This window comes from Nocardia sp. NPDC050406 (genome assembly GCF_044459025.1).
GTDB lineage: Bacteria > Actinomycetota > Actinomycetes > Mycobacteriales > Mycobacteriaceae > Nocardia.
Map to the genome: position 1 here is coordinate 502216 of NZ_JBITIM010000004.1, position 13537 is coordinate 515752.

Here is a 13537-nt window from a genome sequence, read left to right on the forward strand (position 1 = left end):
CCGCCGCCCGGGGTCGGCGGCCCAGGGGGGGTAGGCCTGCCGAACCAGGGCCGGACGACCCAGGGGGGGTAGGTGGTCCGGCCGGGCACTCGAAGTGCCGAAAACCACTGTACACAAAACGCAGTTCTTTGCGCTAGCTAAGTCTCTAAAAACCCGGCTTTTTTGTACTCATGGTCTGTTTCGTTTGGAACTACTGCCGGTATCCGGCGAGGAAGTTGCCGAAGCGCTCGATGGCCACGGCCAGGTCACGCGCCCACGGCAGCGTCACGATCCGCAGGTGATCGTGGTGCGGCCAGTTGAAGCCGGTGCCCTGCACCATGAGGATCTTCTCCTGCAACAGCAGATCCAGCACCAGCTTCGAATCATCGTGGATCTCATGGACTTCCGGGTCCAGCCTCGGGAACGCGTACAGCGCGCCCTTGGGCTTCACACACGACACACCCGGAATCGAGTTCAGCTTCTCCCACGCCACATCGCGCTGCTCCAGCAGCCGCCCGCCGGGCAGGATCAGGTCCTCGATGCTCTGATGCCCGCCCAGCGCCACCTGAATGGCATGTTGCGCGGGCACATTCGGACACAGGCGGGTGGAGGCGAGCAGATCGATGCCCTCCAGGAATCCGGCCGCGTGCTCCTTCGGCCCGGTGATCACCAGCCACCCGGCCCGATAACCCGCCACCCGGTAGGTCTTGGACAGCCCGTTGAAGGTCAGACACAACAGATCCGGGGCGAGCGTGGCCAGCGAGGTGTGCTTCACATCGTCGTAGAGGATCCGGTCGTAGATCTCGTCGGCCAGCAGCAACAGCTGATGCTTGCGGGCCAGATCCACGATCTGCTGCAACACCTCCGCCGAGTACACCGCACCCGTCGGATTGTTCGGATTGATGACCAGCAGCGCCTTGGTCTTGTCGGTGATCTTGGATTCGATATCGGCGATATCGGGCTGCCACCCATTGGCCTCATCGCACAGGTAGTGCACCGGCGTCCCGCCCGACAGCGACGTCATGGCCGTCCACAGCGGATAGTCCGGCGCGGGGATGAGCACCTCGTCGCCATTGTTCAGCAGCGCCTGCATGGTCATGGTGATGAGCTCGGAGACGCCATTGCCCAGATACACGTCGTCGACGTCGAACTCCGGGAAGCCCGGCTCCAACTCGTACCGGGTGACAATGGCCCGGCGCGCGGACATGATGCCCTTGGACTCCGAATACCCCTGCGCGTAGGGCAGCGCCGCGATCATGTCGCGCATGATCACATCGGGCGCGTCGAACCCGAACGGCGCGGGATTGCCGATATTGAGTTTGAGGATGCGATGCCCCTCGGCCTCCAACCGTGCCGCGTGTTCGTGCACCGGTCCCCGGATTTCATAGAGGACGTTCTGGAGTTTGGTGGACTGCTCCAGCGTGCGCGGCGGGCGATAGGGATGGTGGCTCACCCGTCCAATGGTGCCATTCGCCCGCAATCGACTTTTCGCGCTGTGCGCAATGCCGCAGGGTGGCCCGCCTCACCCCGCCTGATTACCGGGGGGAATGCCTTTCGCGGCCGTCGCCCCGCAGAATTCCTCGATTCGCTCGTCCAGGTTCCGCGCCGCCACCGCATCGCGGTACCTGGGTCCGGCCAGCCGCTGCCGTAGGCCGGTCAACCGGTCCTCCAGCTGGGCGATGCGCTTGTCCTCGTCCAGTTGCAGCACCGGTTGCAGGGCTTCGGCCGCGCCGTCGAGACTGCCGTTGATCAGATGCGCGGCGGCGCTGTCCACCCTGGCCAGGGCCTCCGCCCCGTAGGAGCGTTGTTCGGTCGGACCGCTGGCATAGAGCTCGATGGCCCGGCGGGTCGCCTCCAACGCCGGTTCGGCCTGGCCGAGATGGATGTAGGTCGCGCCCGCGTAGTACTGGCTCTTGGGCTCGTTGAAGCCGAAGACCCCGCCCACCTCGTCGTGCAGGGTGTCGCTGCTGTCCCCGCCGCGCGCGCCGTCGGCGGCGTGGATGCAGCGTTCGGTATCGGAGGTGCTGCCGAGCTTGGACCAGATGCGCGCCTCGATATTGAACAGTCGCACCTTGGAGGTGACCGAATCCGCGTAGCGCTGTCCGGCCTGCGCCAGCTGGACCGCGCGGCGGGGCCGCTCGGATTTGTACTCGATCAGCGCCTGCATGCCGCGGGTCCAGGAGCGCAGGCCGTTGTGGGCGCACAGCTCCGCGTAGGCCCACGAGGCCCGGGCCTGTTCGCCCGCGGCGTCGTAGTAGCCGAGGTCGGTGCTGGCATTGGCGAGCAGTCCGGACAGGGTGCCCGCGAGCAGATACAGATGTGAGGTGTCGGAGGGTCGCTGATGGCCCTCGAGCAGGCGGTACACCCGGCGGCGCACCCGTAGCATCTCCACCATCATGGGGACGGGCGGTACGTGCACGTAATCGTTCGCGATGCGCGTGACATCGGCGTCGAGCTGTTCCAGGGTGGTGGCACCCACATTGGTGCTCTCGGCCCGCCCGGCGTGCTCACTTGCTTCATGGGCAGCCGCCATGATCAGATCCCTCTCCGAAATCGCCGCTAACGCATCGCCCCTCATCGCACCCGTGTCCACGAGTGTCAGTAGTTCCGCGTCGCTGAAATTGATTGATTGCGCCGAATTGAGCGGGCGCGCATCGAAACCGGGCGCGGGACGGTCGATCAGAGGTTGGTCGATCAATGCCGCGAACCGCGCCCGCACAACGTCGTCGGACCTGGCCAGGGAGGTATCGAGGGCAGCTTGATTGATCGGGCGCGGATGTACCCGATGCCCCCCGGCCTCCCACTTCGAGACCAAGCGTTCGTGGACACCGAGATGCGCCGCGAACTCTCGGATACTCATCCGCTTGGCATCGCGGAGGGCGCGGGCCTCTTTTCCTGACCACTGCCGGACCACGACGTCCATCCCTTCCGAACGAACTCCATTGTCCAGGGTACGAGTGCGGAGGTGACATCGGCCACAAGCGAAACCGACCTGGTACCAGCCGTTCTCCGCACCGCGAGCAGTGGCGGCGGAAAGGCAGCGTAAGGAGGGCGTGCGGGCGTATTCACAGCGCCCGCGCGGGAGCCACCCTGGAGGCGGAGGCAAGGAGTTCGGGGTGAATGCGGACAGGCTGAGGACCGTCGGGGACTGGGTGGCGTTCTACCGCCACGAGTTCGGGCTCCCCGTCAGCGAACGCGGCGGGTTCGTCATGCTTCCCGTCACCGGAAAGGTGGGTGTGGTGCATCTGCCGGTGCGGCGTGCCGAAAAGGTCCGTGCCGCATTGGAACAGGACGGCCAGGCCGGGCCCATGCTGGCACGGCAGATTCGGTGGAGTTTTCTGGTCGAACCCGATTCCCGCCCAGGGGATCAAATACTCGAAGTTCTCAATCGTCTCGATATAGGCATTCCGCCCATAGGTTCCGCCGTCATGTTGCCCACGGGGTTGGGGCAGTGGACGCGCGAGGGCTGTCACTGGGTGGCGCCGCCGAGTCGCGACACCAAACTCCCACCCCTGTCGATGATCATCACGACAGCTCTGGCGGTGGGGACGGGAAGCGAGGATTAACGCAGCCGACCTCGCGACCTGTTCGGGTCCGCCCCTTTCTGGCAGTCGACGGGGCGGACCCGGATGGTGTTGTTCAGGAAGCGTTTTCGGTGCACTCCGAGGTGACCAGGGTGGCCTGCTCGGGCTGCGAGCTGCCGAAGGCGAGCGGGGACACCGCGCCGAAGGCGGCGATGGCGGCCTGTTCCGCCTCGTGTCGGGTGGCTCCCGCGCGCCCGACATAGCGGCCGTCCTTTTCGGCGATGGCGCCACAGCCGTTGGCGAATCGCACGATGATCGCGCAATTCGATTTGCCCGAGGTGGCGCATTCCGCGAGTGCGCGCGCATCCGCGCTGTCGAAATCCGGGTAATTGAAACCGGATCCGATATCCGCGCCGCTACCGTCGACCGAAATAGCGAGTGCGCCGTAGAGCGATCCGTCGGCGTCCGGTTGGGCGCTGGCGACCCCCGCCCCCATGAGCGACGAAACCGTCGCGATCAATGCCAGCAGGCCGAAGGCGGCCCTGCCCCACCGGGACATGTGGTTCTCCCTTGAAAGACACGATGTTTCGAGCCTGATCTAAATGGAGATCGGGTCGATTGTCCAAATGTTCCGATGGGGCCGTTTCGTCCGGTCCGCGGCCGGTCAGCTCAGAGGCGTTGCCACAGTGCCGGAGTCGCGTCCGGGGTCCAGTTCGGATCGTGCACCTGGTGGGCCTGCAGGCAGCGGTAGCGCGCGCCCTCGTAGGTCACCACGTCGCCGATCTCGTACTCCGCGTTCACCTGCCAGGTGTCGCTGGCCGGTGCGCCGGAGGTCGGCGGCGCGGTGGTGGTGGGATGCTCGTGCGTCGTGGTCGGCGCGGTGGTGGTGGCCGGGGGCTGCGACGTGCTCGGCGGCTGAGTGGTCGTGGGCGGTGCCGTGGTCGTCGGCGGAGCCGTTGTCGTGGGAGCCGGTGTGGTGGTGGGCGTTTCGCCACCGCCACCGATATTCAGGTCCACGCACGAGTAGAAGGCATTGGTGGTGTCGCCGATATTCCAGATGGCGAGCAGTTTCTGCTTCCCACTGAACTTGCTCAGATCGATGGTGTGCGTGACGGATTGGGCGGGCTGCTCGTTGTTGCCCTCCACCAGACCCACCCGGGTGTCACCGATGTAGTACTCCCAGTTCTCGGTACGGTGGTTGGCGGTGAACTTCCAGGTGAAAGACGCTGTGCTGCCGACATTCTGGACCTGCCACGGCTTGGAGTCGTCGCTCAGCTCGGCGTAATCGCTGTTGCCTCCGTGGCAGTTGCGCTGCCCCTTGGCTCCTTCCACGCTCTGCGGCTCATAGGAAATGGAGCCGCAGGACACGGTGCCCTGGGCGCACTGGGCCTGGCGGCTGGCCGGACTGTCGACGTAGCCGTGTGCGCTGGCGGTGGCCGCGGGCAGGATGGCGATGAGCAACGGGCTGATACCCGCCGCGGCGCCGAGGACGGACAGACTTCTGCGTACCACGTGTTCTCCCTTGCGTGTTCGGGGACGAACAGAGGTCGACGTGCTGTCCCGCTTCGGATCCGCAATACCAACTAGGTCACTTTTCGATAAAAGTGTGTTCCAGACCATAAGTGTGAAATATGGGTGGGTCAATAGTGCGAATCTACGAGTAAACGGTTGCTGGATGCCTCGAAGAGGGCTTTGACCGGGAGATACCTGGACGCTAGGCCGTTGCGGGACAGCCTGTCTCGTATGCGTCAGCCCGCTCAGCGGACATTCGGCAACATGGTCAGCCCTGGCGGGCCACCGCCTCGCACAGAGCCGTGATACCCGCGGCATCGGCTTCGAAGTGATCGAAGTCCTGGGGCACGCCGGGTTCGGCGAAGGACACCTCCGAGCCCTCGACGATCAACCCGGGCACCGCGATCCGGGGCGCCGCGTGCACATCGAGCACACCCGTGCGCTCCAGAATCTCCGCGGCGTTGTCGGCGCGCAGGCCGCCGCACGCCATCACGTCGATGGCGCCCCCGGCGCGCGTCACCAACTTCCCGATCAGCGCCGCGCCGTCGATGACCGAGGGCTGGCGACCGGAGGTGAGCAGGCGGGCACAGCCCAATTCCATGATCTGTTCGAAGGCGCGGTACGGCTCGGCGCAGACGTCGAAGGCGCGGTGGAAGGTGACCTCCATATCGCCCGCGGCCTCCATGAGTGTGGCCATGGCGGCGGTATCGACCTGACCCTCCTCGTCCAGCACGCCGAACACCACACCCGCCGCGCCGAGCCTGCGGACTTGGCCGATATCGGCGCGCATGAGCGCCACTTCGGCGGGGGAGTAGCGAAAGTCGCCCGGGCGCGGGCGGATCAGGACCTGCACCTTGGTCCGCGACGCGAGCTCCAGCGACTGGGCCACCAGCGCCGTGCTCGGGGTGAGTCCGCCCAGCAGCAGTCCGGTACACAATTCGATGCGATCGGCCCCGGCGGCGTCCGCGATCCCGACGCCCCCGAGCGTCTCGACACCGATCTCGACCCGAACCGCTTGCGCCTGCGCCATGTCTACCAGTATTGACCAGCCCGGACAGGTTCGCTTGCTGCCAGTTAGCGGACCGCGTGTTCGCTGGTCGGAGGCACTGCGCCGACGGCGCGCTGGTAGTTCGACGCCACGTCGTCGGGGATCGGCGCGAGCGTGGACGGGTGCAGGAAGTCGCGCAGATTGGTACCCGTGCACGCGGAATCCAGATTGCGCGCGCCGCGCACCGCGGTCACATCACCCAGGTGCACGGTGCGGAAGTCGATGGAGAAACGGGTGACGCCGGAGTCGTTGGGCAGCGACGAGTGCAATTGATTGCCGGAGAACATCATCAGGCCGCCCTGCTCGGGCAGGACGGTCACGGTCGGCTCGAGATCGGCCGCCTCGTCCACGATGCGCGGCTGCACCCGGGTATCGGTGCCGATATGGCTGGCGGCCTCGAAGCGGGAGGTGCGATTCCACTCGTCGTAGTCGTAGCGGTCGGAGGAGTTGCGCACCGGCCGATCGACATAGCGCGGGTGGAAGCACATGGCATTGCGCTCGGTCACCGGGAAGATGGGTAGCCACCAGTTGATCTGGCAGAACGGTGCCGAGTACCAGGTGTCGCGGTGGGCGTGGAAGGCGTAGGCGATACCGGTGGTCAAGTAGCCGTCCGAGGTCGAGGTGCGCAGGCGCGGCACGTCGAAGTACGTATTCTCGTCGCAGCCATGGGATTTCATGACCGCCGCGACGAGCTGCTTGGAACGCTCGTGATGGATGAAGCGCGGTTTCAGCGCGGCGAGGATCTCGACCATGCGCCGCACCGGCAGTTCGTGTTGGGCGGTCTGCGGGTCGAGCGGTCCGAATGCCTCGGCGATGAGTTCCCGCGCGAACTCGGTCAGCGCGAGCGAGGCGTCAGTGGCGGGGTAGACGCAGACCGCGCCGTGGTAGAGCAGTTCGCGGCGGTGGTCATCGGTCACTCGCGGTGCGGAGTACACAGTGGTCATCACATGTCCCGGAGGTCTGGGGAGTGGCTACACCGTTAGCGCTCGCTTGGTCGGCGGCGTTACGACGCGCCCGCGGTGGCGCCGCCGGATGACGGCACCACCTCTCCCGGCGCTTCCGCGTCGCCTGTCGCGGCGGTTACAGGCGCTGCCAGAGCGCCGGAGTATTCGGGGGCGTCCAGTTCGGGTCGTGCACGGTGTGGGCTTGCAGGCACCGATAGCGAGTTCCGTTGTGGGAGACAACATCTCCGACGGAGTAGGTCGCGCCCTGTTGCCAGCTGCCGTTGTCCGGCCGGTGGGTGGACGTGGGGGGATGGGAGTGCGAGGGGGTGGTTGTCGGTGCGGTGGTGACCGGCGGCCGCGTAGTGCCGGGTGGATTAGTGGTGGTCGGGGCAGGGGGTTTCGTGGTGGGCGAGCCGCCGCCGATGTCCAGGTCGATACAGGAATAGAAGGCCATGGCGGTATCGCCGATATTCCAGACGGCCAGCAGTTTCTGCCGTCCGGTGAAGTCGCCGAGATCGACGGAGTGCGAGAAGGATTGCGGCGGAATCTCGTTGCCGCCCTCCACCAAGCCGACCCGGGTGCCGCCGATGTAGTACTCCCAGTTGGCGGTTCGATGCTGGGCGGTCAGCTTCCAGGAGAACGAGACCGTGCGCCCGACCGAATGCACCTGCCATGGCTTGGCGTCATCGTCCAGCTCCGCGAACCGCGAGATATTCGCGCTACAGCTGCGTAGGCCCTTGGGTCCCTCCACGCTCTGCGGCTCGTATTCGATGTCCCCGCAGTCGATCACGCCCTGTGCGCACTGTGCCTGTCTGCTCGCGGGGGACGAGACATACCCGTGTGCGTTGGCCGTACCGGCGGGCACGGTCACCATCACGATGGGCGAAATCCCCACCGCGACACCGATTGTGGACAGCACTCTGCTACCGAACACGCGAAACTCCTTGTGAGAGAACGAATGGGCAGCGGGGGGCCCGCCTGCTGTCCGTGACCGATCCGGAATGTTGATCTAGACCACTTTGAAGCAAAATCGTGCTCTAAAAGATATGACTCAGCAACAGTTCAGTCAAGGGTCCGCTGTGGGCCGAAAATGTTTGCTGGCCAGCAAATTTCGGACAGGAAAAGCAATGAGCCCGGACCCCTCGGGGGGTCCGGGCTCACTGTCAGCGAGCGGTCAGCTCTTGCGGCCGGGGGCCTTCGCGCCGCCCTTGAAGCCGAGTCCGCCGGGCTTGGCGGTCGGGGGCTTCGGGGTGCCGTTGCCCTCGGTCGCCGCCGGTTCGGCGGGGGCCGAGGTGGGCTCGGACGCCGGAGCCGATTCGGCCGGAGCCTTCTCGGCCCGAGCTTCGGCCGGGGCCGAATCAGCCGGTGCCGCAGGCGCTTCGGCGGCCGGAGCCGCCGCGGGCTTGGCGCCCGGAGCCTTCGGGCCGGGCCGCTTGAGGCCGGACTTCATGGCCAGACCCTTGGGCGCGACGGACGGCTTGACCTCGGTGGCCTCCGCCGGTGCCGCCGAAGCGGGCTGTGCGGCGGCGGTTTCGGTCGAGGCGGTGTCGGTCGCCGGAGCGGACTCCGCGGCCGGTGCGGCGGGCTTGGCACCCGGGGCCTTGGCGGCGCCCTTCATGGCCAAACCCTTACCGGGAGCCTTCGCTGGACCCTTCATGGCCAGACCCTTGACGGGCTTGGCCGGAGCCGACGACGCCTCGGTGGTCTCCGCGGCGGCGGAAGCCTCGGCGGGAGCGGCGGACTCGGCCGGAGCCTTCGCGCCGGGAGCCTTGGCGGCGCCCTTCATGGCGAGACCCTTGCCGCCGGGAGCCTTGGCCGGGCCCTTCATGGCGAGGCCCTTGGCGGGTGCCGGAGCCGCGGCCTCCTCGGCGGCCGAAGCCGCTGCCGGAGCGGCGGTCTCGGCCTTCGCACCGGGAGCCTTGAGCCCGCCCTTCATGGCGAGGCCCTTGCCACCCGGAGCCTTCGCCGGACCCTTCATTCCCAGGCCCTTGCCAGCGGCCGGAGCGGCCTTCGGCGCGGCCGGTGCCTCGGGCTCGGCCGTCGCGGCGGCGGCGGGCTCGGGCTCCGAAACCGGTTCCGGCGCGGCCTTCTTCGGCTCCTGCACCACCTTCAGGTTCGCACTGAGCGTGGCGGGCTCGACGCGGTCGATGGCCTGCAGCATCAGCTGCGCGACATCCACCACCTCGACGCCCTGGCCGACCTCGCCGCCGTCCTTGCGGGCGGTCACGCCGTCGGTGAGCATGACGCGGCAGAACGGGCAGCCGGTGGCGATCATGGACGGCTCGTTGCCGCCGGAGAGCGTGTCGAGCGCCTCGTCCACGCGATCGATATTGATGCGCTTGCCGAGCTGCTCCTCCATCCACATGCGGGCACCACCGGCGCCACAGCACATGGAACGCTCACCGTGGCGCGGCATTTCGACCAGGGTCGAGCCCGAGGCCTCCATGAGTTCACGCGGCGCGTTGTAGATCTTGTTGTGGCGGCCCAGGTAGCAGGGGTCGTGGTAGGTCACGTTCTGCGCGACCGGCGACACCGGGATGAGCTGCTTGGACCGCACCAGGCGGTTGAGCAGCTGCGTGTGGTGCACGACCTCGTAGGTGCCACCCACCTGCGGGTACTCGTTGTTGAGCGCGTTGAAGCAGTGCGCGCAGGTGACGACGATCTTCTTCTTGGACTGCTCGACGCCCTCGAACACCGAGTTCAGCACCTCGATGTTCTGCATGGCCAGCTGCTGGAACAGGAATTCGTTGCCCGCGCGGCGCGCCGAGTCGCCGGTGCAGGTCTCCTCCTGGCCGAGCACCATGAACTTCACGCCCGCGGTGGCGAGCAGCTCCGCCACGGCCTTGGTGGTCTTCTTGGCTCGGTCCTCGTAGGCACCGGCGCAGCCGACCCAGAACAGGTACTCGTAGCCGTCGAAGCTCTCGGCATCCTGGCCGAAGACCGGAATGTCGAAGTCCATCTCGTTGATCCAGTTGAGACGGTCCTTGGCGTTCTGGCCCCAGGGGTTGCCCTTGTTCTCCAGGTTCTTGAACAGACCGGCCAGCTCGGAGGGGAACTCCGATTCGATGAGCACCTGGTAGCGGCGCATATCGATGATGTGGTCGACGTGCTCGATATCCACCGGGCACTGCTCGACGCACGCGCCACAGGTGGTGCACGACCACAGCACCTCGGGGTCGATGATGCCGTTGACGTCCTCGCCGCCGACCAGCGGACGCTCCGCCTCGGCCTTCGCGGCGTCGGGGATCTTCGCCAGCGCGGCCTCGTTCGGCTTGCCCTCGGCATCCACCAGGCCGATCTCGTCGCCGCCCATATCCTTGCGGCCACCGGCCAGCAGGTACGGGGCCTTGGCGTAGCCGTGGTCGCGCAGCGACATGATCAGCAGCTTCGGCGACAGCGGCTTACCGGTGTTCCAGGCGGGGCACTGCGACTGGCAGCGGCCGCATTCGGTACAGGTGGTGACGTCGAGAATGTCCTTCCAGGACAGGTCCTCGAATTTGCCGACGCCGAAGGTGTCGTTGTCCGGGTCGGCCGTCTCCATATCGATCGGCTTGCCCTGCGACATCATCGGCTTGAGCGCGCCCAGCGCGACGCCGCCGTCGTTCTCACGCTTGAAGTAGATGTTGGGGAACGCGGCGAACCGGTGCCACGCCACACCCCACGTCAGATTGCGGCCGACCAGCAGCAGGAACAGGCTGCCGGACATCAGCTTCACGAACGCGAAGATGGAGATCAGCACCGCGCTGGAGGGCAGCAGTTCGGCGACCCGCATGGTGAAGAAGTCGGTGGCCGGGTTGGAGTGCCCGTAGGTGGCGATCTTGCCCGCCTTGACGAGGATCATGCCCAGGCCCTCGACGAGGACGATGGCCTCGATCGTGTACGCCGGACCGAACTTCGAACCGCTGAAGCGCGACAGGCGCTCCGGAATTCGCGGGTGGTTCAGCTGGCGAATGATGATCAGCGTGACGATGCCGACCACGGTGCCGATGCCGAGGATCTCGTCCCACAGGTGGTAGATCGCCCAGTCTCCGAAGATGGGCCAATGGAATTCGGGGTTGAAGGTCTGGCCGTACGCCTCGAAGAACAAGATCATGCCGCCGAGGAAGCCGATCATGACCAGCCAGTGCGCCCAGCCGACCGTGCGGAATTTGTTCATCCGCGTGTGCGCGAGGAACTCGACGAGCATCGTATTGAAGCGCGGGAAGAACGGTCGCCACCGATCCGGCGCGGACTGTCCGACCATGACGGTGCGGGCGATGTACGCCACGCCGCCGACGAACGACGCCCAACATAAAAGACTGAGCGTCGCCCCAATCGCGCCCAGCGTCACTGTCAGGGCATTCATGTCGTGACCTTTCTTCGGGCTACGGCCTTGCGCGGGGATGGGCTGTTATCAACCCCGAGATGCACGTATCTTAACGAACAGTAAGTTACCCGCCGGTAACTTAACTGTCCAGAGCTTTCCCGCACTGTAAATCCCGGCAAATCAGAAGCCCAACCAAGGGTTGGCTAACTCCGAATCATCAAGTGCGGCCGGATGAAACGGATCTCGCATATCACCGGGCGTTCGACTAAGCTCACGCTGTCCTGCATGCTGTGCGCATCTTCACACTGCTCGGGGAGGTTCTCGCTGACACTCGCCTTCGGCGCGGAGTGTCACGAGGGAAGCGTGAGCTAGCTCGCGTGGAAGATGCGGCAGCGGATACCTGATGATCGATTGGATAACCGAATGAAGTTTCGCGGCACCATTGCGGTGGCTGCCCTGGCGATCGGCGCGATGACGGTCGGCACGACTGTCTCGCACGCCAATCCGGATCCGGCCGCCCCCGTCAACGCCGACGAGGGCATCAACTACTCCATCAAACTGGTCGACAAGACCGTGGTGGCCTCGCTCAAGAACGGCACGTTCGAGCTGACCGAGCAGGAGGGCGCGACTCCCGAGGAGCCGAAGCAGACCCTGGTCAACGTCAAGGACATCTCCGGCGGCACGCTCTACACCTTCCCGCTGGAGTACACCGTCACCGACGTCGACGTGCCGGTCAAGCCGGTGGTGAAGGAGGACGGCAAGGTCCTCGAGATCACCCCGGAGAAGCCCGAGGGCTTCCAGCCGACCAATGCCGAACTCGCCGTCAAGCCCATCGCTTCTCCCCAGGAGAACCAGCGGGCCATGAGCGACTTCTCCACCCAGTTCGGCCTGGCGGTCGGTATCGGCACCTTCGTCGGTACCGCCATCGGCGCGATCGTCGGCTGCGGGCTCGGCCTGCTCGCCGTGCTCGCGGGCTGCATCGTCGGCCTGCCCACCGGCGCCGCCATCGGCGGCATCCTGGGCACCATCGCCTTCGGCAGCCCCGTGCTGCTGGCGGCCGGTATCGACCTGGTGAACACGCTGCAGGCCGCTCCCGGCACCACCAAGTGGACCGATGAGGCCATCAAGGCGCAGCAGCAGCAAGGCAACTGATTTCCGCAGCCTCGTAGCGGCCCGCCCTGACATTGGGGGCGGGCCGCTCGTGGTTTAGGGGTGGGTATGCCCGTTCGCCTCGGCCGACACGCCCGAAAACGCTTGCGCCGACTGTGTTTTGCGACACTCAGGCCGGGAGCTCCACATGACCGCGGAAGCGTTCGGTGCCCTTGCGGCGGCCGAGGCGGCCGAAGGTGCGCTCGGCCATCTCGAACGAGCCGTCCGCACGCACCAACAAAACCGTGCTGCACCGGGTGCCGTGGATATAGCTGGGGATGAAACGAGCCGAGGCGGTGCGCTCGTGACGGGTGGCCAGCCCGGTGCTGGGCAGTTCGGCGTCGGCGGCGCGGGTGCGGTCGGCGAGGACCGCGAAATAGCGCTCGATATCGCCGGGCGCGGACTCGACCACCGCGCGCAGGTCCAGGACGCCGCCGCGCACCTTCGGCCACGCCGGGTGTTCGGTGCCGGTGCGGATCTCGCGGCTGCCCGGTTCGGCGGAGCCCACCACCGCGCCATTGGAGACGCCGTGGAAGCCCGGGGCGAGCTCGCGCGGAGCCAGCGCGCTGCGATTGCTGTGCCACCACAGGGTTTCCAGATCGGAGACCACGATATTGAAGCCGTTGTAGTCGTCGGGCTCGGCGGCGGTCTTGCGGACGAATTTCTCCGGCTCCGCCTCGCCGCGCAGATAGTCCATCATGAGCGCGCCGCGGGAGCGGGCATCGGCGCGATCCTCACCGGGCCCGCGGACATTGGTCACCGTGGCGAATCGGTGTGCCGGGTGGGCGAATCCGAGCCAGGTGCCCGGTATGGCGTTTCCGGCCCCCAGATCGCGGCCCGCCAACAGGCCGGGCACCTCCGGCCATTCGCGCAGCGATTCGGTTGGCCGCGTGTACAACTCATCCCGATTGGCCGCCACGATGAGCCGATATTCCGGATGAGCCCGCCACCCGACCAGCACCAAACACATACCCCCAGAATGCCGCACCCGCGCATTTCCGGCATACGACTCCGATGACCCCATCGGTGTCCGCCCGCCGCCAGATCGCTGCCACAAGGCCGACCGGGCTGGCGG

General features: G+C 66.5%; 11 protein-coding genes. 2 read left to right on the forward strand and 9 right to left on the reverse strand.

Annotation, left to right across the window (positions count from 1 at the left end; genetic code table 11):
- Positions 1 to 190: 190 nt before the first annotated feature.
- Complete coding sequence (locus tag ACIBH2_RS31030) at positions 191 to 1441, reverse strand: pyridoxal phosphate-dependent aminotransferase (RefSeq protein WP_397124303.1); 1251 nt, start codon at positions 1439 to 1441, stop codon at positions 191 to 193.
- Between the two features lie 60 nt (positions 1442 to 1501).
- Positions 1502 to 2512, reverse strand: a complete 1011-nt coding sequence (locus ACIBH2_RS31035; protein ID WP_397123925.1) for an XRE family transcriptional regulator — start codon at positions 2510 to 2512, stop codon at positions 1502 to 1504.
- Between the two features lie 583 nt (positions 2513 to 3095).
- Between ACIBH2_RS31035 and ACIBH2_RS31040 the strand changes: the two genes are divergently transcribed.
- Complete coding sequence (locus ACIBH2_RS31040; protein WP_397123927.1) at positions 3096 to 3545, forward strand: hypothetical protein; 450 nt, start codon at positions 3096 to 3098, stop codon at positions 3543 to 3545.
- Between the two features lie 73 nt (positions 3546 to 3618).
- Here ACIBH2_RS31040 and ACIBH2_RS31045 read toward each other — a convergent pair whose 3' ends face one another.
- The 6 genes from ACIBH2_RS31045 to ACIBH2_RS31070 form a co-directional block, all read right to left on the reverse strand.
- The gene (locus ACIBH2_RS31045) at positions 3619 to 4062 is read right to left on the reverse strand and encodes a DUF4189 domain-containing protein (RefSeq protein WP_397123929.1); all 444 of its coding nucleotides are present in this window, start codon (positions 4060 to 4062) and stop codon (positions 3619 to 3621) included.
- A gap of 110 nt (positions 4063 to 4172) precedes the next feature.
- Positions 4173 to 5015 (reverse strand): lytic polysaccharide monooxygenase, encoded by an 843-nt coding sequence (locus ACIBH2_RS31050; protein ID WP_397123931.1) that lies wholly within the window; start codon positions 5013 to 5015, stop codon positions 4173 to 4175.
- A 268-nt stretch (positions 5016 to 5283) separates the two neighbouring features.
- Positions 5284 to 6045, reverse strand: coding sequence for a copper homeostasis protein CutC (locus ACIBH2_RS31055; RefSeq protein WP_397123933.1), 762 nt, complete (start codon positions 6043 to 6045; stop codon positions 5284 to 5286).
- Positions 6046 to 6089: 44 nt separating this feature from the next.
- Positions 6090 to 7007 (reverse strand): hypothetical protein, encoded by a 918-nt coding sequence (locus tag ACIBH2_RS31060; RefSeq protein WP_397123935.1) that lies wholly within the window; start codon positions 7005 to 7007, stop codon positions 6090 to 6092.
- 136 nt (positions 7008 to 7143) lie between these two features.
- On the reverse strand, positions 7144 to 7941 hold the full coding sequence (locus ACIBH2_RS31065; protein ID WP_397123937.1) for a lytic polysaccharide monooxygenase: 798 nt from the start codon (positions 7939 to 7941) through the stop codon (positions 7144 to 7146).
- Between the two features lie 240 nt (positions 7942 to 8181).
- Positions 8182 to 11352: a (Fe-S)-binding protein gene (locus ACIBH2_RS31070; protein ID WP_397123939.1), complete on the reverse strand. Its 3171-nt coding sequence runs from the start codon at positions 11350 to 11352 to the stop codon at positions 8182 to 8184.
- A gap of 384 nt (positions 11353 to 11736) precedes the next feature.
- On the opposite strand from ACIBH2_RS31070, the gene ACIBH2_RS31075 reads away from it, so the two are divergent.
- Entirely contained in the window at positions 11737 to 12465 is a 729-nt protein-coding gene (locus ACIBH2_RS31075; protein WP_397123941.1) for a hypothetical protein, read from the forward strand.
- Between the two features lie 127 nt (positions 12466 to 12592).
- Here the strand turns inward: ACIBH2_RS31075 and ACIBH2_RS31080 are convergent, their stop codons facing one another.
- Positions 12593 to 13432, reverse strand: a complete 840-nt coding sequence (locus tag ACIBH2_RS31080; protein ID WP_397123943.1) for an NRDE family protein — start codon at positions 13430 to 13432, stop codon at positions 12593 to 12595.
- Positions 13433 to 13537 lie beyond the last annotated feature (105 nt).